The sequence below is a fragment of the Streptomyces profundus genome (assembly GCF_020740535.1).
Classification (GTDB): domain Bacteria; phylum Actinomycetota; class Actinomycetes; order Streptomycetales; family Streptomycetaceae; genus Streptomyces; species Streptomyces profundus.
Map to the genome: position 1 here is coordinate 99,204 of NZ_CP082362.1, position 18,124 is coordinate 117,327.

At 73.3% G+C, this 18,124-nt stretch carries 21 protein-coding genes; 8 read left to right on the forward strand and 13 right to left on the reverse strand.

The genetic code is table 11. The annotated features are described in order from the left end of the window. The first annotated feature begins 50 nt into the window (after positions 1-50). The 3 genes from K4G22_RS00470 to K4G22_RS00480 all read left to right on the forward strand — a co-directional run bounded on the left by K4G22_RS00470 (position 51) and on the right by K4G22_RS00480 (position 2,583). Positions 51-623: a hypothetical protein gene (locus tag K4G22_RS00470; protein ID WP_228077576.1), complete on the forward strand. Its 573-nt coding sequence runs from the start codon at positions 51-53 to the stop codon at positions 621-623. Positions 624-803: 180 nt separating this feature from the next. Continuing rightward, positions 804-1,415, forward strand: a complete 612-nt coding sequence (locus K4G22_RS00475) for a sigma-70 family RNA polymerase sigma factor (protein ID WP_425336770.1) — start codon at positions 804-806, stop codon at positions 1,413-1,415. A 109-nt stretch (positions 1,416-1,524) separates the two neighbouring features. Further along, positions 1,525-2,583, forward strand: a complete 1,059-nt coding sequence (locus K4G22_RS00480) for a pyridoxal-phosphate dependent enzyme (protein WP_228077577.1) — start codon at positions 1,525-1,527, stop codon at positions 2,581-2,583. 64 nt (positions 2,584-2,647) lie between these two features. On the opposite strand, the gene K4G22_RS00485 is transcribed toward K4G22_RS00480, so the two are convergent. From K4G22_RS00485 to K4G22_RS00495, 3 genes are all read right to left on the reverse strand, one after another. Then, positions 2,648-3,499 carry a siderophore-interacting protein gene (locus K4G22_RS00485; protein WP_228077578.1) on the reverse strand — a complete coding sequence of 284 codons (852 nt, stop codon included), beginning with the start codon at positions 3,497-3,499 and terminating at the stop codon, positions 2,648-2,650. A 113-nt stretch (positions 3,500-3,612) separates the two neighbouring features. Next, the gene (locus tag K4G22_RS00490; RefSeq protein WP_228077579.1) at positions 3,613-4,167 is read right to left on the reverse strand and encodes a YbaK/EbsC family protein; all 555 of its coding nucleotides are present in this window, start codon (positions 4,165-4,167) and stop codon (positions 3,613-3,615) included. Between the two features lie 21 nt (positions 4,168-4,188). Further along, positions 4,189-4,764, reverse strand: a complete 576-nt coding sequence (locus K4G22_RS00495) for a helix-turn-helix domain-containing protein (RefSeq protein WP_228077580.1) — start codon at positions 4,762-4,764, stop codon at positions 4,189-4,191. 182 nt (positions 4,765-4,946) lie between these two features. Between K4G22_RS00495 and K4G22_RS00500 the strand changes: the two genes are divergently transcribed. Continuing rightward, positions 4,947-5,810, forward strand: coding sequence for an EamA family transporter (locus tag K4G22_RS00500; RefSeq protein WP_228077581.1), 864 nt, complete (start codon positions 4,947-4,949; stop codon positions 5,808-5,810). Positions 5,811-5,919: 109 nt separating this feature from the next. Further along, positions 5,920-6,789, forward strand: a complete 870-nt coding sequence (locus K4G22_RS00505) for a hypothetical protein (RefSeq protein ID WP_228077582.1) — start codon at positions 5,920-5,922, stop codon at positions 6,787-6,789. A gap of 22 nt (positions 6,790-6,811) precedes the next feature. Here the strand turns inward: K4G22_RS00505 and K4G22_RS00510 are convergent, their stop codons facing one another. Then, positions 6,812-7,252, reverse strand: a complete 441-nt coding sequence (locus K4G22_RS00510) for a DUF4442 domain-containing protein (protein ID WP_228083903.1) — start codon at positions 7,250-7,252, stop codon at positions 6,812-6,814. A 150-nt stretch (positions 7,253-7,402) separates the two neighbouring features. Here K4G22_RS00510 and K4G22_RS00515 point away from each other — a divergent pair, with 150 nt between their 5' ends. Beyond that, entirely contained in the window at positions 7,403-8,485 is a 1,083-nt protein-coding gene (locus tag K4G22_RS00515) for a DUF8017 domain-containing protein (protein WP_228077583.1), read from the forward strand. Positions 8,486-8,527: 42 nt separating this feature from the next. Here K4G22_RS00515 and K4G22_RS00520 read toward each other — a convergent pair whose 3' ends face one another. Together K4G22_RS00520 and tuf are read right to left on the reverse strand one after the other, a co-directional pair. Beyond that, the gene (locus tag K4G22_RS00520) at positions 8,528-9,373 is read right to left on the reverse strand and encodes a spermidine synthase (RefSeq protein WP_228077584.1); all 846 of its coding nucleotides are present in this window, start codon (positions 9,371-9,373) and stop codon (positions 8,528-8,530) included. Positions 9,374-9,483: 110 nt separating this feature from the next. Beyond that, positions 9,484-10,659 carry an elongation factor Tu gene (gene tuf / locus K4G22_RS00525; RefSeq protein ID WP_228077585.1) on the reverse strand — a complete coding sequence of 392 codons (1,176 nt, stop codon included), beginning with the start codon at positions 10,657-10,659 and terminating at the stop codon, positions 9,484-9,486. Between the two features lie 397 nt (positions 10,660-11,056). Between tuf and K4G22_RS00530 the strand changes: the two genes are divergently transcribed. Beyond that, entirely contained in the window at positions 11,057-11,962 is a 906-nt protein-coding gene (locus K4G22_RS00530) for an undecaprenyl-diphosphate phosphatase (RefSeq protein ID WP_228077586.1), read from the forward strand. A gap of 7 nt (positions 11,963-11,969) precedes the next feature. Here the strand turns inward: K4G22_RS00530 and K4G22_RS00535 are convergent, their stop codons facing one another. The 7 genes from K4G22_RS00535 to K4G22_RS00565 form a co-directional block, all read right to left on the reverse strand. Next, on the reverse strand, positions 11,970-12,872 hold the full coding sequence (locus K4G22_RS00535) for a Gfo/Idh/MocA family protein (RefSeq protein ID WP_228077587.1): 903 nt from the start codon (positions 12,870-12,872) through the stop codon (positions 11,970-11,972). A gap of 169 nt (positions 12,873-13,041) precedes the next feature. Further along, the gene (gene ung / locus K4G22_RS00540) at positions 13,042-13,722 is read right to left on the reverse strand and encodes a uracil-DNA glycosylase (protein WP_228077588.1); all 681 of its coding nucleotides are present in this window, start codon (positions 13,720-13,722) and stop codon (positions 13,042-13,044) included. Between the two features lie 89 nt (positions 13,723-13,811). Further along, complete coding sequence (locus K4G22_RS00545; protein ID WP_228077589.1) at positions 13,812-14,585, reverse strand: SDR family oxidoreductase; 774 nt, start codon at positions 14,583-14,585, stop codon at positions 13,812-13,814. Further along, positions 14,578-15,339, reverse strand: a complete 762-nt coding sequence (gene fabG / locus K4G22_RS00550) for a 3-oxoacyl-ACP reductase FabG (RefSeq protein ID WP_228077590.1) — start codon at positions 15,337-15,339, stop codon at positions 14,578-14,580. Before fabG ends, K4G22_RS00545 begins: the two co-directional genes overlap by 8 nt. Before the next feature lie 86 nt (positions 15,340-15,425). Then, positions 15,426-15,821, reverse strand: coding sequence for a DUF3037 domain-containing protein (locus tag K4G22_RS00555; protein ID WP_228077591.1), 396 nt, complete (start codon positions 15,819-15,821; stop codon positions 15,426-15,428). Continuing rightward, positions 15,818-16,648, reverse strand: coding sequence for a HipA family kinase (locus tag K4G22_RS00560; RefSeq protein ID WP_228077592.1), 831 nt, complete (start codon positions 16,646-16,648; stop codon positions 15,818-15,820). Before K4G22_RS00560 ends, K4G22_RS00555 begins: the two co-directional genes overlap by 4 nt. 84 nt (positions 16,649-16,732) lie before the next feature. Then, positions 16,733-17,320 carry an SRPBCC domain-containing protein gene (locus K4G22_RS00565; RefSeq protein ID WP_228077593.1) on the reverse strand — a complete coding sequence of 196 codons (588 nt, stop codon included), beginning with the start codon at positions 17,318-17,320 and terminating at the stop codon, positions 16,733-16,735. A 287-nt stretch (positions 17,321-17,607) separates the two neighbouring features. Between K4G22_RS00565 and K4G22_RS00570 the strand changes: the two genes are divergently transcribed. Then, the gene (locus tag K4G22_RS00570) at positions 17,608-18,024 is read left to right on the forward strand and encodes a Rieske (2Fe-2S) protein (protein WP_228077594.1); all 417 of its coding nucleotides are present in this window, start codon (positions 17,608-17,610) and stop codon (positions 18,022-18,024) included. Positions 18,025-18,124: the final 100 nt, after the last annotated feature.

Genomic DNA, 18,124 nt, shown 5'->3' on the forward strand with positions numbered 1-18,124 from the left:
CCGTATTCGCGGGGCTCTGCGTGGTGCTCACCGTTTCCAGTCACACGCTGATGTCCGGGGATTCCGTTTCCTGGCCGACACTCGGGGTGGTTTTCCTCGGTGTCTGGATCGGCGTGGTGGCGTTCACCGACCGCGAGCGGGGGCCGGTCGCCGTCATCGCCTCGGCGCTCGGCACCCAGGCCCTGCTGCATGTCACGCTCTCGTTGGGGCATGTCGTCGGGCCGGCGCCGGCCCCCGCCGCGCGCCCCCATCCGGCGCCTGGGGACGCGGCGCACGCCGCGACCGTGACGCTCACCGGCGCCCATGAGGAGCATGGCTCCACGGCGTGGATGCTCGCTGCGCATCTGGCGTTGGCGCTGCTCAGCGCGGTCTGGCTGTGGTGGGGCGAACGCGCGCTCTTCCGGCTGCTCGGCCGGGCCGCCGACCGGGTGTGGCCGCCCCCGCCGCCCCTCGCCACGCCGCCGACCGCTTCGACTCCCCCGCGCCGGCGGCGCGTCGGCCCCGACGACCAACGGGAGCCGCCGTGGCCCGGATGGGCGCGCCGGTTCGGCTCCCGGGGGCCGCCCCCGCTCCGCGCGCTCCCCGCGCCCCTTCCGCGCCCCCACCGGGCCCGCCCCGCCTGACGGACCACGTCACGTCCGTCCTGTCCTCGGGGGGAGCCCGGGCTCCCCCACGCCGTGCCACCTCCCCGGGGGACGGCACGTTCCGCGAAAGGCGACAGGACCGTGACCTCAACACTCGCCGCTCCGCCAGGCCGGCGGCCGGCCGCCCACGCCGGTCAACCCCCCCATGAGCAGGGCGACATACGCAAGGACGCGGCGGCGGTGCGCGCCCTCGCGCTCGATCCGGCGCGCGCCGACGACGCCACCGTCACCCGGTGGGCGCTGGCCGCCCGCACCGGCGAGGCGCGCGCGGTCGAGCTCTTCGTGCGCGCCGTGCGCGACGATCTCCAGCGCTATCTGGCCCGGTTGAGCGGCGATCCGCAGGGCGCAGAGGACCTCGCCCAGGACACGTTGCTGCGCGCGCTGCGCAGCCTGCCGGCGTTCGAGGGCCGCTCGTCGGCCCGCACCTGGCTGTTGACCATCGCGCGGCGCACCGTGATCGACCGGGTCCGCTACGAGCGCTCCCGTCCCCGGCTGGCCGACACCTCCGACTGGCTCTCCGTGGTGGAACGCCAACAGCGCGGCCAGGTACCGGGCTTCGAGGAGCGGGTGGCGCTGGACGAACTGCTCGCCCGCCTCCCCACCGACCGGGCCACCGCCTTCCGGCTCACCCAGATCGTGGGCCTGCCCTACGCGGAGGTGGCGGCGGCCAGCGGGTGCCCCATCGGGACCGTGCGCTCCCGGGTGGCGCGGGCCCGGCAGACCTTGGTCACCCAACTCACCACCGCCGAGGCCGATCGGCCCCTGCCGTGACCCCGCGCCCGGCCGCGGCGCACCCGCGCGGCCGGGCGCCGGCCCCGTCCAACGCCCGCCGTCCGGCGCCGACCGCGCCGGATTCCCCACGAGTCGAGGTGGCGACGCCATGCGAAGGCACGAGGAGAACACCCCCGGAACCGCGGTGGTGCACGCGCACATCACCGACGCCATCAAGGCCCCCGACCTGGTCCGGCTCTCCCCCAACACCGTGCTGGCGCGTTTCGAGACGCTCAAGGTGTACGCCGCGCTCGGCGCGGTGCGGACGTTACGGGAGCGGGGCGTCATCCGCCCGGGACAGACGCTCGTCGACAGCTCCAGCGGGATCTACGCGCTGGCCCTGGCGATGGCCGCGCACCGACACGGACTGCGCTGCCACATCGTGGCGTCCACCACCGTGGACGCCACCACCCGGGTGCAGTTGGAGATCCTGGGCGCCACCATCGACCAGATGCCGCCGTCCGACGATCTGCGCCTGGACCAGGAACGCCGGGTGGAGCGGGTGCGCGAACTCGTCGCGGGACGCCCCGACATGCACTGGATGCGGCAGTACCACGACGCGGTGCACTACGCGGGCTACCGCGAGTTCGCCGCCCTGGTGGCGGCGGCGCTGCCCGGACGGGAGCTGACGGTGGTCGGCTCGGTCGGCACCGGCTCCTCCACCGGCGGACTCGTGCTGCCGCTGCGTCAACACGGCCTGGACGCACGGCTGGTCGGCGTCCAACCGTTCGGCAGCGTCACCTTCGGCAGCGAACGGTTCCTGGATCCGGAGGCCATCATCGCCGGCATCGGCAGCGCCATCCCGTTCGCCAACGTCCGCCACCAGCTCTACGACGGACTGCACTGGATCGACTTCCGGCACGCGATGGCCGGCTCCGTCGCCCTGCTGCGCGGGCACGCGGTGTTCGCCGGGCTCTCCACGGGCGCGGCGCATCTGGCGGCCCAGTGGGAGGCGGCCAGGCGGCCCGAGCGCACCCATCTGGTGATCGGCGCCGACACCGGGCACCGCTATGCCGAACGCGCCTTCGCCCGCCACCGGGAGGCGCCCGACCCGCGCACGCTCAAACCGCACCAGATCACCGAGCTCGCCGATCTGCGACCGCCCTGGTCGGCGATGGAGTGGGGGCGCCGCCCCTACTCGCCGGGCCGGCCGACCGGGCGGATCTGACGGTGATGGCTGTGATGGCTGTGATGGCTGTGATGGTGGTGATCCGACGCGGTGCGAGGGCGGCTCAGCCCTGGCCGGCCTCCTGCTCGGCCTCGATCCGCTGGTTCCACTCGGCCTTGCTCGACTGCCAGCCGTCCTCGTCGCTGCCCTTGCGCCAGTAGCCGGAGACGGACTTCACGCCCTCGCGCGGCAACCCCCGGTCGTGGCGCAGATGGCGGCGGAGCGCCTTGACCATGTGCGCCTCGCCGTGGACGAACACCTGCACCTCGCCGGGCGGGAAGTCGAGCGCGGTCACGGCGTCCACGACCGCGTCGCCGACCCGCCGCTCGCCCCGGTGCAGCCAGTGCACCTCGACCGGGCCGGCGGGAACGGCGAGCTTCTGCTCCTCCTCGGGCCCGGCCACCTCGATATAGGCCACCGCCCTGGCCCCCTCGGGCAGCCCGGCGAGCCCGGCCGCGATGGCCGGCAGCGCGCTCTCGTCACCGGCCAGCAGATGCCAGTCGGCGTCGGCCGAGGGCGCGTAGCCGCCGCCGGGACCCAGCAGGTACAGCTCGTCGCCGGACCGCGCCGCCGCGGCCCAGGGGCCGGCGAGACCCTGGTCGCCGTGGTACACGAAGTCGACGGTCAGCTGCCGTGCCTCGGCGTCCCAGGCGGCGACCGTGTAGGTGCGCGTCCGGGGCCAGGAAGCACGCGGCAGCTCCGCGCGGATGGTCGCGATGTCGAACGGCTCGGGGTAGGTCACCCCCGGCGCGGGGAAGAGCAGTTTGACGTAGTGGTCGGTGCAGCCGCTGGTCGCGAAGTCCCGCAGTCCCTCACCGGCGAACACCACGCGGATCATGTGGGGGGTGAGGCGCTCCTTGTGCAGCACCCGCGCGCGGTGGGTCTGAACGGGCCTGGGGGTGGGACGGTCGCTCACGGGGAACTCCTGGCTCGGGGCGGGTGGTGCACGGACGACACCCAGATCAAGTTAGGCAAGCCTCACCTCACTGTACGTCGAAGTCAAGCGAGCCGCCCGCCACCGCCCCCGCGCTACCCGCCGAGCCCGGGGACGACCACGGCACCCGGCAGCTGGGACAGCGCCTCACCCGGCACGATCAGCTTGCCCCTGCGGCTCCCGCTGCCGATCAGGACGTGCGGCAGCTCCAGCACCGCCGGATCGAGCAGCAGCGGCCAGTCCGCCGGCAGCCCGATCGGGGTGATCCCGCCGTACTCCATCCCCGTGGCCTCGACCGCGGTCTCACGCGGCGCGAACGACGCCTTGCGGACGCCGAGTTGCTTGCGCACCACGCCGTTGACGTCGATCCGGCTGGTGGCGAGCACCACGGCGGCGGCCAGCGAGGTCTCGCCGGCGCGCTTGCCGGCGATCACCACGCAGTTGGCCGAGGCCGTGGCCAGATCGGCGCCATAGGTCTCGACGAAGACGGCGGTGTCGGCCCGTTCCGGGTCGCTGTCCACCCACAGCAGCCGATCGACCGGCACCCTCCCCGTCCAGGTGGCGACGGCAGCCGCGACGGCGGGGCAGAGCGGTTCTTCGACCTCGGGGAGGGGAGTCGCCTCGGCGAAGTCACCAATGGGAGCACGCATGGCGGGCACCGTACCAGGCGCTCAGCGGGGCGCGGGCGGCACGACCACGGCCATGATCAACTCGACCGGATCCCGCCCCTCGTTGCGGTAGCCGTGCGACACATGGGACTCGAACGCCGCCGAAGCGCCCAGCGGCACCAGGTGCTCGGCGTCGTCCACCCGCAGCGTCAACTCGCCCTCGACCACATGGATCAGCTCGGTGGTGCCGGGCGGATGGGCGTCGGCCTCGTGCCCCTCCCCCGGCATCAGCCGCCACCGCCACATCTCCAGAGGCCCCGGGGCCTCCGTGCCCACCAGCAGCGTGCTGTGGCTCCCGGCCTCGGTGTGCCACAGCCGCACCGCCTGCTCGGCGGTGAACAGCCGCACGGCGGGCGGATGTTCGGTCTCCAGCAGGGTGGTGACGCTGACGCCGAGCGCGTCCCCGATCTTGACCACGGTGCCGACGCTCGGGTTGGTCCTGGCCTGTTCGATCTGGATCACCATGCTGCGGCTGACCCCGGCCCTCGCGGCCAACGCCTCCAGGGTGAGGCCGCGCTCGGCGCGGAGCCGGCGCAGATTGCTCGCGAGGGACTGGGTGAGCTGGTCCAGGTCGGTCACCGGCGTCTCCCCCACCCACGGCAGAGTGTATTATTTTCCATGCGATAGTTCACTATCCTACCCTGAAGTCCGTCGCGACGCTCATCCCGATGTTCATCGCGACGCCCATCCCGAAGTCCCGAATGCCGTCCCGGGCCCGGTCGACGAGACCGCCCGGGACACCTTACGTGTGAGGTAGAACGATGGTCGCCCTTGCCCTGGTCACCAGCCTGCTCTGGGGACTCGCCGACTTCGGCGGAGGTCTGCTGACCAGGCGACTGCCCGCGCTCACCGTGGTGGTGGTCTCCCAGGTCCTGGCCGCCGGCGTGCTGGGCGTGGTCGTGGTGGCCACCAGCGCCTGGACCGAGGCCGGCGGACGCCTCTGGTTCGCGGTCGCGGCCGGGGCCGTCGGCCCGCTGGCGCTGCTCTGCTTCTACCGGGCGCTGGCGCTCGGCCCCATGGGCGTGGTCTCACCGCTCGCCGCCACCGCCCTGGCGGTGCCGATAGGGGTGGCGCTGGTCCTGGGCGAACGCCCGGGCCTGTGGCAGTACACCGGGATGGCCGTCGCCTTCGGCGGCGTGCTGCTGGCCGGCGGACCCCGCCTGGGCGGCGGGGGCGGCGTGCCCCGGCAGACGCTGGTGTACACGGCGGGCGCCGCGCTGGGCTTCGGCGCGGTGCTGGCGCTGATCGCGGAGGCGTCCACCACCGTCACCGGCCTGTTCCTGGCCCTGTTCGTGCAGCGGGTGACCAATGTGGTGACCGGCGGCGCCGCCCTGTGGTGGGGAGCGCGGCATGGGGTGCCCGTGCTGCCCGAGGGAGGCCGGTCGCTCCTGGTGGCGGCGCTGCCCTCGCTGACCTTCGTCGGCCTGGCCGATGTGGCGGCCAACGGCACCTACGCGCTGGCGGCCCGGATCGGGCCGACGACGGTGGCCGTGGTGCTGGCCTCGCTCTACCCGGTGGTCACGGCGCTGGCGGCGCGCGGCGTCCTGCGGGAGCGGCTCCTGGGCAGCCAGGCGGCCGGCGCCGGCCTCGCCCTGGCGGGCACCCTCCTCCTGGCCACCGGCTAGCCGTGCCGATCGCCGGCCGTCGTTGACAGTCGGGAGTTGACCAGGACGGCCAGCGGCCCGACTCCCCCCGCCCGCAACGCGGTTGAGGCCGCCGGGGCCGGGTGGTTCGATGAGCGTGACACATCGACGAGGGGGCAAGACCATGATGTCCGGGGCTCGAAGAAGGACGCTGGCCGGGGTGGGGGCCCTGGCCGTCCTGCTCACCGCCTGCGCGGGCGCGGCGCGGCAGTCCGACCGCCCGGCCGCCCGCGCGGGCGAGGACCCCGGCGGCACGGACCTGGCGGCGCTCTCGCCGACCGAGCTGCTGGACCGCGCCGGCGAGGCGGTGGCGGACGCCGGCGCCGTGCGGTCGCGGCTGCTGATGCAGACGGACTCGACGATCCTGACCAGCGACTTCCACTTCGACCACGAAGCCTGCACGGGCCTGCTGGAGACGGCCCACGGGAGCGCCACCTTCCTCGCCCACGGCGAGGACGCCTGGCTGATGCCCGACGAGGAGGCATGGCGCGTCAACGCGGCGGCCGGCGCCGGGGACCTGCCCGGCCGGTATCTGCACGGGACCCGGGCGGAGTTGGGCCACCGCTACTTCGACGTCGCGAGCGCGTGCGACCTCGACGGCCAGCTCAGGGGCGACGACGCGGCAGCCGTGGAGGAGGAAGAGGAGGAAGGGGACTGGTCCAGGGGGGAGGACACCACCTTCCGCGGGCAGGCCGTGACGAGCGTCCTGAGGACGGAGTCGGACCGGGTCTCCGAGACCGAGCACTTCTTCCTGATCGCCTCGGAGGGCGAGCCCTATCTCCTCCTGGCGCGGCGGATCTTCGCCACCCGCGACGGGCAGGTGACCGCGGAGGCGGTGTACAGCGACTTCGGCGTGCCCGTGGAGGCGGAAGAGCCGCCGGCCCAGCTGGTCGTGGAGTTCGACCAGCTGGACGGCGTGGACCCGTACGCCTTCCTCGCCGAGGCCATGTCCGAAGCCTGACCGGACGCGCCCCGGCCAGGGCCTACGCGTCGTGCGGCCTGAGCGTCCAGACCACGGTCATCTCGCCCGTGACATCGCCGTCCGCGCGGGTGATCGCCACCCGCACGGGGAACTCGGGGCGCTGCCCCGCGTCCAGCTCGGCGACCACATCGGCGATCGGCCGGCCCAGCGTGGCCGTGGCGGTGACCTCGCCCTTGGCCAGCTTGCGGTAGGCGATCTCGGCCCGCACCGCCAGCGGCACCGCCCGGGAGAGCTGATCCCCGAAGGCCGCCAGCACGATGGCCCCGCTGGCCGACTCGGCCAGGGTGAACATGGCGCCGGCGTGCGGCCCGCCCAGGTGGTTGTGGTACTCCGGCTGGTCCGGCAGCCGGACCACGGCGCGCTCCGGGTCGGTGTGGTCGAAGGCGAGGTGGAGCGTGCGCGCCATCGGGACGGTCGCGGCGAGTTGCTCGCCGATGGAGATCGAGTCAGTCATGCCCACACGTTACCAGCGGGTAATGACAGTGGGTCCGCGCGTCAACGCCCCGGTCAGGGACGCTCGCACGTCGCAGGTCCGTCGCAAATCGGTGACAGGTGTCAAGCGTTGGCGCAAGCGCCTTTAGAGTCTTCTTCCATGAGGCCAGGAGAACAACAGCCGGGGGGCGAGCCGGCCCGTGAGTGGTCCAACCCCTATCAGCAGCCGGGGTACACCCAGTCCAACCCGTATCAGCAACCGCCGGCGGGCGACGGGTGGCAGCAGCCGCCAGGGGCCGCCCAGCCCGGGGCGGGGTGGCAGCAGCCGCCGCCCCCGCCCGGAGGACCAGGAGCGGCACCGCCCCCGCCGGGCGGAGGCGACAACTCCAAACGGACGAAGATAGCCGTCGGCATCGTCGTCGCCGTCGCCGTGGTGGCGGGCGCCGCCGTCACGGGCGTGGTGCTGCTGGGGGGCGACGACGACTCGTCCCAGGCCGGCGACTCGCGCGACGCTCCCGGGCCGAGCGAGGAGCCGTCCGAGGAGCCCACCGACGAGCCGACGGAGGAGGAGACCGAGCGTCCGAACAACCCGGACGACCCGCGCCGCGGGGTCCTCCAGCGCCCCGATCCGGTGATCGCGCCCGACTGGCAGGTGCAGACCCTGGAGAACCGCCACATCGCGTTCGATGTGCCGCCGGAGGACTGGACGGTCAACTCGGAGAGCATGTCCTACGGCATCGAGGACGACCGCGAGGAGGCCGAGGAGGGCGACATCCTGGTCGCCATGTCCGGCGTCGCCGTCTACATGGACGACTGGTGCGAGAACTCCAGGCACGGGGTCAGCAGCCGCGCGATGACGGGCACCAAGGGCGCGCAGGGCGCGACCAACACGGCCGAGGCGGCCGAGAACGAGGCCATGAACTGGGCGCTCGGCGGCTACGACCAGCACCAGACGGGCACCTTCGAGATGACGGAGCCCGAGGAGTTCGAGAGCGACTACGGCATCAGCGGGCATATCGTCCGCGCCACCGTCACGGACGTGCCGGAGGACCCGGACGACCCCAAGCCGTGTGGCCAGACGGACGGGAAGGTCGTCACCGTCTCCTATCTGGATCTCAACAACGACATGGCGACCTGGGTGATGATGGCCGACGCCGGCATCCCCGAGGAGTTGGACGACGACGTCATCGAGCAGATCCTCAGCAGCCTGCGCCCCTACCCGGTGGAGTCCGAGCAGAGCTGAGCCCCCGCCCGGCCGGCGCCGTCGACCGACCCCGGAGCGGTCCTAACCGACCCGGAAGGCGTCGGCCGGCGGCGCCGGGGACGGGACGGGCGCACCGTCCGGCACCGGCCGGGCGTCCCCGATCAGGCGGGTCAGCCGTTCGCCCTCGGTCAGCCGGGCGGGGAAGGCGTCGGCGGCCAGCCGCCTGGCCAACCCCGCCGGGGGCGGTGCCTCGGCCGAGGCGAGCAGCAGCACGTTGCCGAACCGCCGCCCGCGCAGCACGGCGGGCTCGGCGATCAGCGCCAACCGCGCGAAGCAGGCCGCGAAGGCGGCGAGTTGGGAGCGGAGAAAGGCGAAAGGCGCCGCGTCCGCCAGGTTCGCGGCGTAGACCCCGCCGGGGCGCAGCGCGCGGGCGGCGGCCCGCGCGTGGCCCAGGGTGGTGACCCGCGCCGGCACCCGCGAGCCGCCGAAGACATCGGCGATGAGCAGATCGCAGCCGCCCGGCGGGGCGCCCTCGACGGCGTCCCTGGCGTCGGCGACCACCACCTCGATCCCGCTGCCGGGCGGCAGCGGGAGCCGCTCGGCGACCAGTTCGGCGAGCCGTCCGTCCGCCTCGATCACCCGCTGCCGGGAGCCGGGGCGGGTGGCCGCCAGATAGCGCGGCAGCGTGAGCCCGCCGCCGCCCAGATGCAGCACGTCGAGCGGCCGGCCGGGCGCGGCCACCGTGTCCGCCAGATACGCCAGCCGGCGGATGTACTCGAACTCCAGATGGGTGGGGTCGGCCGGATCCACATAGGACTGCGGGGCGTCGTCCACGGTGAGCAGCCAGGCGCCCGCCCGGTCCAGATCGGGCAGCAGCCGGGCGGTGCCCAGATCCACGGCGCGCAGCACCGGCGTCGGCTCGTCCATCCGGACATTCTCCCGCGCCGGGCCGGCACCGCCGCACGCCGGGTCGGGCGTGCGGCGGTTCAGCCGGTTCGGCGGGTCAGCCGGTTCGGCGGGTCAGTCGGTTCGGCGGGTCAGTCGGCGAGCACCGAGGTGATGGTGCCGGCGCCGACCGTTCGGCCGCCCTCCCTGACGGCGAAGCCGAGCCCGGCCTCCAGCGGCACCGACTGCCCGAGGGTGACGGTCATCGAGACCCGCTCCACCGGCAGCGCCAACTGGCCCTCGCCCAGCTCGATGTCGCCCACCACGTCGGCCGTGCGCAGATAGAACTGCGGCCGGTACCCGGTGGTGACCGCGGTGCGGCGCCCGCCCTCGGCCGAGGAGAGCAGATAGACCTCGGCGGCGAAGCGCCGGCCGGGCGTGACGCTGCCGGGCGCGGCGACCACCTGTCCACGGCGCACCGCGTCCCTGGGCACGCCGCGCAGCAGCAGCGCCACGTTGTCGCCGGCCTGCCCCTCGGACATCGGCTTGCCGAAGGTCTCCAGGCCGGTGACCACCGTCTCGACGTCGGCGCCCAGCACCGCCACCCGGTCCCCGAGCCGGACGACGCCCCGTTCCACGGCGCCCGTGACCACGGTGCCGCGTCCGGTGATGGTCAGGGTGTTCTCCACCGGCAGCAGGAACGGCGCGTCCAGGTACCGCTCGGGCACCGGGACGTGCCGGTCGACGGCGTCCAGCAGTTCGACCACGGCGTCGACCCAGCGCCGCTCCCCGTTCAGGGCGCCGAGCCCGGAGACCCGGACCACGGGCAGCTCGTCGCCGGCGTAGCCCTGCGCGGTGAGGAGCTCCCGCACCTCAAGCTCGACCAGGTCGGTCAGCTCGGGGTCCCCGGCGTCCGCCTTGTTGAGCGCCACCACGATGTGCCGGACCCCCACCTGACGGGCCAGGAGCACGTGTTCGGCGGTCTGCGGCATCACGCCGTCCACGGCCGAGACCACCAGGATCGCGCCGTCCAACTGCGCGGCGCCGGTGATCATGTTCTTGACGTAGTCGGCGTGCCCCGGCATGTCGACATGCGCGTAGTGCCGGGTCGCGGTCTGGTACTCCACATGGCTGAGCGTGATGGTGATGCCCCGCGCCGCCTCCTCGGGCGCGCGGTCGATGCGGTCGAACGGGACGAAGGTGCCGGTGCCGAGGTCGCTGAGCACCTTGGTGATGGCCGCGGTCAACGTCGTCTTCCCGTGGTCCACATGCCCCATGGTGCCGATGTTGAGGTGGGGCTTGGTGCGGGTGTAGGGCTGCTTGGACATGGCGTGTTCTCTCACTGCCGAGTGGGGTGGCTCCGGCGGGGGACGCGCCCACGGGCCGGAGCGTGGACCCCGGGCGGTGCGCCGACCCTCCCCCTGTGGGGTCCACGGTGCGATCCGGGAAGGGTCAGCTTCGAGCGCCGTCTGCCGCGGTCAGCGGAACGCCGGCAGCCCACGGCGCGTCCGCGAATGCGGACGGCGCGGCGGGGTGGGCGTTCGGGAACATGCGTCCTAGGGTGACGGATACCGCCCTCGGAATCGAACGGTTTTCTGACGGCCACGTGTCGGACAGTCGGTGTTCCCCGGCCGTTGGGGCGCTCGCCTAGAGTGACATCGCTCCCCGCTCCCGGCTCTTTCTGTTCCCTCCCATCTGCCTCTTCCAGGGATACGCGCTGACCTCATGTCTTGGTTCGAATCGATCGTTCTCGGGCTGGTCCAGGGGCTGACGGAGTTTCTGCCCATCTCCTCCAGCGCCCATCTGCGGTTGGCCGCCGTGGCCGGTGGTTGGGAGGATCCCGGGGCCGCCTTCACCGCCGTGTGCCAGATCGGCACCGAACTGGCCGTGCTGATCTACTTCCGCAAGGACATCGCCCGGGTGCTCAGGGCCTGGTCCCGATCGTTGACGGACCGGTCCCTGCGCTCCGACCCGGACGCCAGAATGGGCTGGCTGGTGATCATCGGCTCCATCCCCATCGGCGTGCTCGGGCTGACGTTGCAGGACGCCATCGAGGGCCCGTTCCGCGATCTGCGGCTGATCGCGGTCAACCTGATCGTGCTGGGGATCATCCTCGGGGTGGCGGACCGGATGGCGGCCAGGGACAACGGCGGCGGCCGGCACCGGGCGGTGCGGGTGCGCAAGGACCTGGGCCAACTCACCGTCAGGGACGGTCTGCTGTTCGGTTTCGCCCAGGCCATGGCGCTGGTGCCCGGGGTCTCGCGCTCCGGCGCCACCATCACCGGCGGGCTGTTCCTCGGCTACAGCAGGGAGGCCGCGGCCCGCTACTCGTTCCTGCTGGCCATCCCCGCGGTGCTGGCGTCCGGCGGCTACGAGCTGACGGAGATCGGCGGCGAGGACACCCATGTCTCCTGGGGCCCGACGATCCTGGCGACGGTGATCGCGTTCCTCGTGGGCTACGCGATCATCGCCTGGTTCATGCGCTGGATCACCACCCGCAGCTTCATGCCGTTCGTCTGGTACCGGATCGGTGTGGGCGTGGTGTTGCTGCTGCTGATCTGGTTCGGGGTGGTCGAACCGAACGCGGGCGAGGACTTCGGCACGCCGGCCGAGGTGACCACCGAGGGCTGAGCCGGCATCAGTGCCGGCCCTGGGCGTGGAGGACCACCCGCTCGCACAGCTCATGGGTGCGCAACGCGTCCTGGCCGTCCAGGGTGTGGCCCGTTCGCACGGCGTCCAGGAACGCCGCCACCGCCTGCTCCATGCCGCGCTGCCTGGCCACCGGAACCCAGTCCCCCCGGCGGCGGACGCTGGGCTGGCCCTTGTGGTCGATGATCTCGGCGAGGTTGCGCACCTCCCGCTTGGTGTCCTGCCCGGAGACCTCCAGGATCTCCTCGGCCGAGCCGGAGAGGTGGTTCATGGTGCCGAGGGCGGAGAAGCCTTCGCCCGCCAGATGCAGCACGACATGGTGCAACAGGCCCTCGCGCACCCGGGCGCTGAGGTGCACCTGGTCGACGGGCGCCGGCGCGAGGAAGCGCAGGGTGTCCACCACGTGGATGAAGTCGTCGAAGACCATCCGCCGGGGGTCCTCGGGCAGTCCTCTGCGGTGCTTCTGCAAGACGATCAGATCGCGGGGGCCCTCCAGGCACTGGACGTAGGCCGGGGCGTGGCGGCGGTTGAAGCCGACGGCCAGGGACACCCCGAGGGTGTCGGCCAGATCCACCAGCCGCCGCGCCTCGGAGAGCTCGTAGGCCAGCGGCTTGTCCACATAGGTGGCGACGCCGGCGGTGAGCAGCCGGGTGACGATCTCGGGGTGGACGGCGGTCGGGGCGTGGACGAACGCGGCGTCCAGACCGACGGCCAGCAGCGATGTCAACTCCTCGTGCAGCGCCTCGGCGGGCAGCCGGTAGGTGGTGCCGGCCTCCGCCAGGGTCGCCCGCCGCCGGGTGTGCAGGTGGAGGCTGATTCCCGGGCGCGTGCTGAGAACCGGCAGGTATGCCTTGTGGGCGATGTCCCCGAGCCCGATCACGCCGACCTTCACGAACTGCTCCTCGGTGTAGGTGGAACCACGGATCGCGCGCCGCGACCGGCGCGGACGGGCAGCATACGCGGGGCCGTTCGCACCTCGAACACCGATGCCGGGGAGGCGTCCGCCCCGGCCGTCCGCCCCGGCCGGCCACGGGGGGCGGCCGGGGCGGGCGGCGGCCCGGTCAGCCGGCCAGGTCGGGGACGCGCCAGTCGATCGCGGTGTGCCCCTGGGCGGCGACCGCCTCGTTGATCTGGGTGAACGGGCGGGATCCGAAGAACTTCTTGGCGGACAGCGGCGAGGGGTGCGCCCCCTGGACCACCACATGCCGGTCGACGTCGATCAGCGGCAGCTTCTTGCGGGCATAGGCGCCCCAGAGCACGAAGACCGCGGGATCGGGACGGTCGGAGACGGCGCGGATCACCGCGTCGGTGAACTTCTCCCAGCCCTTGCCCTTGTGCGAGTTGGGCTCACCGGCGCGCACCGTGAGCACCGCGTTCAGCAGGAGCACGCCCTGCCGGGCCCACGGCAGGAGATAGCCGTTGTCCGGGACGGGATGGCCCAGCTCCTCCTTCATCTCCTTGTAGATGTTGCGCAGCGAGGGCGGCACCCGCACGCCGGGGCGCACGGAGAAGCACAGGCCATGGCCCTGGCCCTCGCCGTGGTACGGATCCTGACCGAGGATCAGCACCTTGACGTCCTCGAAGGGAGTGGCCTCCAGCGCCGCGAACACCTCGTCGCCGGGGGGGTAGACGGGGCCAGCGGCCCGTTCCTCCTCGACGAACGCGGTCAGCTCCTTGAAGTAGGGCTGGTCACATTGCTCGCCCAGCGCCGTCTGCCAGGAGTCGGGCAGCTTGCCATTCACGTCGTTCAACCTCCGGGGTCGTGCGGTGAGTTACCGCGCCGCCACTGCGGCGCGGTGTGCCTCACAACGTACCGGCCGGCACTGACAGCTCAGCCCGTGGCGGCGCCGAGGCCGAGACCGCCGTCCAGCACCAGGGTCTGGCCGGTGATCCAACTCGCCTCGTCCGAGGTGAGGAAGGCGACGGCGCCGGCGACATCCTCGGGGACGCCCAGCCGCTTCAGCGGGTAGCCGGCGGCGACGGCCCCCTCGTCGGCCTCGTAGAGCGCGCTGGCGAACCGTGTCTTCACCACGGCGGGGGCGACCGCGTTCACCCGGACACCGGGCGCCAGCTCCAGCGCGAGCTGCTCGGTGAGGTTGATCAGCGCCGCCTTGGTGACGCCGTAGCCGCCGAGGAACGGCGCGGCCCCAAGACCCGCGATGGAGGAGACGTTGACCACGCTGCCGCCGTGCTCCCGCTGCCAGGCGCGCCAGGCATGGCGGGCGAAGCCGAAGGCGGAGAGCACGTTGATCTCGAAGACCTTGGCCAGGGACGCCGGTTCGACCTCGATGAGCGGGCCGAAGACGGGGTTCCCGCCGGCGTTGTTGACCAGGTGGTCGAGGCGGCCCCAGGCGGTGACCACCCGCTCGACCGCCTCGGCCTGGTGCGCCGGATCGTGCGCCTTGCCGGCCACCCCCATCGCGCCCGGGCCCAGCTCGGCGACGGCCTCGGCCAGCCGCTCCCGATCCCGTCCGGTGACGCAGACCCGCGTCCCCCTGGCCGTCAACGCCCGGGCTATGCCCAGACCTATCCCCCGGCTGCCGCCGGTGACCAGGGCCACCGGGGCGTCGGGGCCGGCCACCTCGGGCCGCGCCGGCTCAGTCAAGGGGACCACCCGCCACATAGAGCACCTGGCCCGAGACATAGCCGGCGGCCTCGCTGGCGAAGAAGGCCACGGCGTTCGCGATGTCCGCCGGCTGCCCGACCCGGCGGACCGGGATCTGCTCGGCGGCGGCCCGCTGGAAGTCGTCGAAGGACATGCCGACGCGCCGCGCCGTCTGCGCCGTCATCTCCGTGGCGACAAAGCCGGGCGCCACCGCGTTGGCCGTGATGCCGAACTTCCCCAGCTCGATGGCGAGCGTCTTGGTGAAGCCCTGCAACCCCGCCTTGGCCGCCGCGTAGTTGGCCTGGCCCCGATTGCCGAGCGCGGAGCTTGAGGAGAGGTTGACGATCCGGCCGAAGCCGGCCTCCACCATGTGTTGTTGACAGGCCCGGGACATCAGGAAGGCGCCGCGCAGATGCACGCTCAGGACCGTGTCCCAGTCGGCCTCGCTCATCTTGAAGAGCAGGTTGTCGCGGAGCACCCCGGCGTTGTTCACCAGGATCCCGGGCGGGCCCAGGCGCTCGGCGACCTGGGACACGGCCGCGGTCACCGCGTCCGTGTCCGAGACGTCGCAGCCGATGGCGAGGGCGCTGCCGCCCGCCGCCTCGATGGCGGCCACGGCGGGCTGCCCGGCCTCCTCGGTCAGATCCAGCACGGCGACCCGATGGCCGTCGGCGGCCAGCCGCTCGGCGGTGGCGGCCCCGATGCCTCGGGCCGCGCCGGTCACCAGCGCGACGCGCTGCTCGGTGGTGGACATGCGTGGGGTCTCCTCGCCGTCGAGTGATGCACTACCCACAAGTAACTACCATCCAGGACTGACAACGGGAAGCCCACCCCCCGCCCTCAGCGCACCAACACCGTGAGCAACCGCTCCAGCTCCGCCTCGGGATCGGCGGTCAACCCGCTGTGCACGGGCCCCGGTTGCACCACGGTGCTGCGTGGCGCGATCAGCCAGCGGAAGCGCCTCCCCACCTCGTCGGCCGCTCCCTGCCCGGCCTCGGGCCCGCCGTCGCAGAGGCTCTCGACGGCGCGCAGGGCGGCCCCCACCCCGTCCAGGTCCACCCGGGGGTCGAGCGCCCGCAGCCGCTCGGGAGCGAGGTGGGTGCGGGCCGCGAGGAAGGAGCGGGGGCGGCAGTAGAGGAGGACCCCCGCGTTGACGCACTCGCCGCGCTCCACCCGGGGCACCACCCGCAGCACCGCGTACTCGAAGACGACTCGCTCGCCGCTCGTCCCGCTCATCGGCCGGCCCCGTCCCGCTCGGCGGGGCGGCCGGTCAGCCAACCCGGCGCGTTGGAGCGCGTGTGCTGCCGGGGCGGCCCGAGGGTGACGCGGTCGGCGACGGTGGCGGCGCGGGCCAGCAGCACCTCGCGATAGGCGGCGCGCACCGCGTCGGGCGTCGGCAGCTCGGGTTCGGCGGCCAGCCAGGCGTCGGGGACCTCGGCCAGTACCGCGTCCAGCAGCTCGGCGGTGACCTGGGGCGCCAGGGTGGCAGCGGCGGCACCGAGGTCGGGGCCGAAGGGCGCCAGCGCGTGGTCGGACGCGTCGAAGCCGCGCGCCGCCGAGGCCGGGGCGGTAGGCCAGTTGTGGTGCCAGATGAGCGCGGCGCCGTGGTCGATCAGCCACAGATCGCCGTGCCAGACCAGCAGGTTGGGGTTGCGCCAGGAGCGGTCCACGTTGTTGACCAGGGCGTCGAACCAGACGACCCGACCGGCCTCGACCGGGTCCACCCGGTAGGCCAGGGAGTCGAAGCCGATCGAGCCCGGCAGGTAGTCCATGCCGAGGTTGAGGCCGGCGCTGGCCTTGAGGAGCTCCTGCACCTCCTGGTCAGGCTCCGCGAGGCCGATCACCGGATCCAACGTCATCCGCACCAACTCCGGCACCCGCAGCCCGAGCCGCCGCGCGAGCCCCCCGCAGATCACCTCGGCGACCAATGACTTGGGGCCCTGCCCCGCGCCGGTGAACTTCATCACATAGGTGCCCAGATCGTCCCCCTCGACGATGCCGGGCAGCGATCCCCCCTCCCGCAGGGGGGTGACATAGCGGGTGGCCAGGACTTCTCTGAGCATGGCCGCAAGGCTATACGCCGCCTCGGCCCCCGCTGTCCGTGGCCGCCGTCCGACGGGCCGGCGGAGGCCACCGGCCGGAACGGGTCAGGCCGGTGGCGGTGGGGTCGCGATCGGCCGCGGCCCGCGGTGGCGGTCCGGTTCGACCACGGCGGACAGGCCGTTGAGGAGCAGCGCGGTGCCGCCCCGCAGATGGGCGACATCCCGGGAACCGTCCCCCGTCGTCACCAGGTAGGAGTAGTGCTCGGTCCAGGAGAGGCGGGAGCCGCCGGCCTCGTCGGCCAGTTCGACGGTGACCAGGGAGACCCAGCGGCGCACCCCGTTGACCAGCGCCGTGTAGGCGAACACGAAGCGTTCGTCGGGCACGAGGTCCAGGAACCGGGACTGGTTCTCCAGGTGTTCCTCGACGCCACCGGAGCTGAACACGTTGCGGGCGACCGCCTCCCCGCCGACCCGGAAGTCCAGCCGGTGCTCGGCGGTCGCCGTCCGGCCGGGCAGCCGGAACCAGCGGGCGCGCAGGCCGGGTTCGGCGAAAGCGCGGAAGACGTCGGCCCTCGGGGCCGAGAAGTCGCGGGTCAGCACGAAGGTGCCACGCGGGGCGGACGGCGCCTCGGGCCCGGTGGCGTCGCCAGGGGAACGCTCCGTGTCCCCCGGAGCACGGTGGGGTGCGTCCATCGGGGCAAGCTAACACAGGCGTGCGACACCCCCGTTCGGCGCGGCGGGAGCCCGGGAACGGGGGCGAGAGCGGTGGCCGGCGTGGTGACGGGCACCCGCCCGGCGGGCGGCGTTCGCGTTCAACGGCGATGCGAGCGTGCGGACATCTCCGAACCGCTCGCCGCGCCGCCGTTCCGGTGCCGCGTCCTCGGCTACCCTCACGGCGGCTGGGTAGGTGGCACGCACGCTCCCGCCCCGAGGCGGGCACCAGAGCGTGCCACGCGGTTGTCCACGAGAGGTGATGCACGATGAACGGTCCGGTGACCACGCGCAGAGCGGCGGTGGTGGCGGGTGCCGCGGGGCTCGCGGCGGCGCTGACCGCCTGCGGCTCCGACAGCGGCAGCGACGGCGGAGACGGTGGCGAGGAGGCTGACCGCGGCGAGGAGTTGGGCGCCACGGGCGAGATCCCCGTCGGCGGCGGGAAGATCTACACCGATCAGCAGGTGGTGGTGACCCAGCCGGCCGAGGGGGACTTCGTGGCCTTCTCCTCGATCTGCACCCACCAGGGCTGCCCGGTCGCCGAGGTGTCCGGTGGGTCCATCAACTGCACCTGCCACGGCACCCGGTTCGACATCGCCGACGGCAGCGTGCTGGAGGGCCCGGCCACCACCCCGCTGCCCCAGGAGGCCATCACGGTGGAGGGCGGGACCATCCTGCGCGGCTGACGGCGGCGGCCCCCCGCCCACCCGCACGCCGCGCCGCCCTCGGTGGACGGGAGGTGCCCCGTCCACCGAGGGCGGCGATCACGCGATGCCTCAACCGTGC

Bases quoted from the DNA above. Each gene is read 5' to 3' on its own strand.
- K4G22_RS00520 (WP_228077584.1), bottom strand. From the start codon at position 9,373: ATGGACGAGCCGACGCCGGTGCTGCGCGCCGTGGATCTGGGCACCGCC.
- K4G22_RS00505 (WP_228077582.1), top strand. From the start codon at position 5,920: ATGAGCGTGACACATCGACGAGGGGGCAAGACCATGATGTCCGGGGCT.
- fabG (WP_228077590.1), bottom strand. From the start codon at position 15,339: ATGTCCACCACCGAGCAGCGCGTCGCGCTGGTGACCGGCGCGGCCCGA.
- K4G22_RS00490 (WP_228077579.1), bottom strand. From the start codon at position 4,167: ATGCGTGCTCCCATTGGTGACTTCGCCGAGGCGACTCCCCTCCCCGAG.
- K4G22_RS00470 (WP_228077576.1), top strand. From the start codon at position 51: ATGTCCGGGGATTCCGTTTCCTGGCCGACACTCGGGGTGGTTTTCCTC.
- K4G22_RS00515 (WP_228077583.1), top strand. From the start codon at position 7,403: ATGAGGCCAGGAGAACAACAGCCGGGGGGCGAGCCGGCCCGTGAGTGG.
- K4G22_RS00480 (WP_228077577.1), top strand. From the start codon at position 1,525: ATGCGAAGGCACGAGGAGAACACCCCCGGAACCGCGGTGGTGCACGCG.
- K4G22_RS00565 (WP_228077593.1), bottom strand. From the start codon at position 17,320: ATGGACGCACCCCACCGTGCTCCGGGGGACACGGAGCGTTCCCCTGGC.
- K4G22_RS00570 (WP_228077594.1), top strand. From the start codon at position 17,608: ATGAACGGTCCGGTGACCACGCGCAGAGCGGCGGTGGTGGCGGGTGCC.
- K4G22_RS00555 (WP_228077591.1), bottom strand. From the start codon at position 15,821: ATGAGCGGGACGAGCGGCGAGCGAGTCGTCTTCGAGTACGCGGTGCTG.
- K4G22_RS00560 (WP_228077592.1), bottom strand. From the start codon at position 16,648: ATGCTCAGAGAAGTCCTGGCCACCCGCTATGTCACCCCCCTGCGGGAG.
- tuf (WP_228077585.1), bottom strand. From the start codon at position 10,659: ATGTCCAAGCAGCCCTACACCCGCACCAAGCCCCACCTCAACATCGGC.
- K4G22_RS00530 (WP_228077586.1), top strand. From the start codon at position 11,057: ATGTCTTGGTTCGAATCGATCGTTCTCGGGCTGGTCCAGGGGCTGACG.
- K4G22_RS00500 (WP_228077581.1), top strand. From the start codon at position 4,947: ATGGTCGCCCTTGCCCTGGTCACCAGCCTGCTCTGGGGACTCGCCGAC.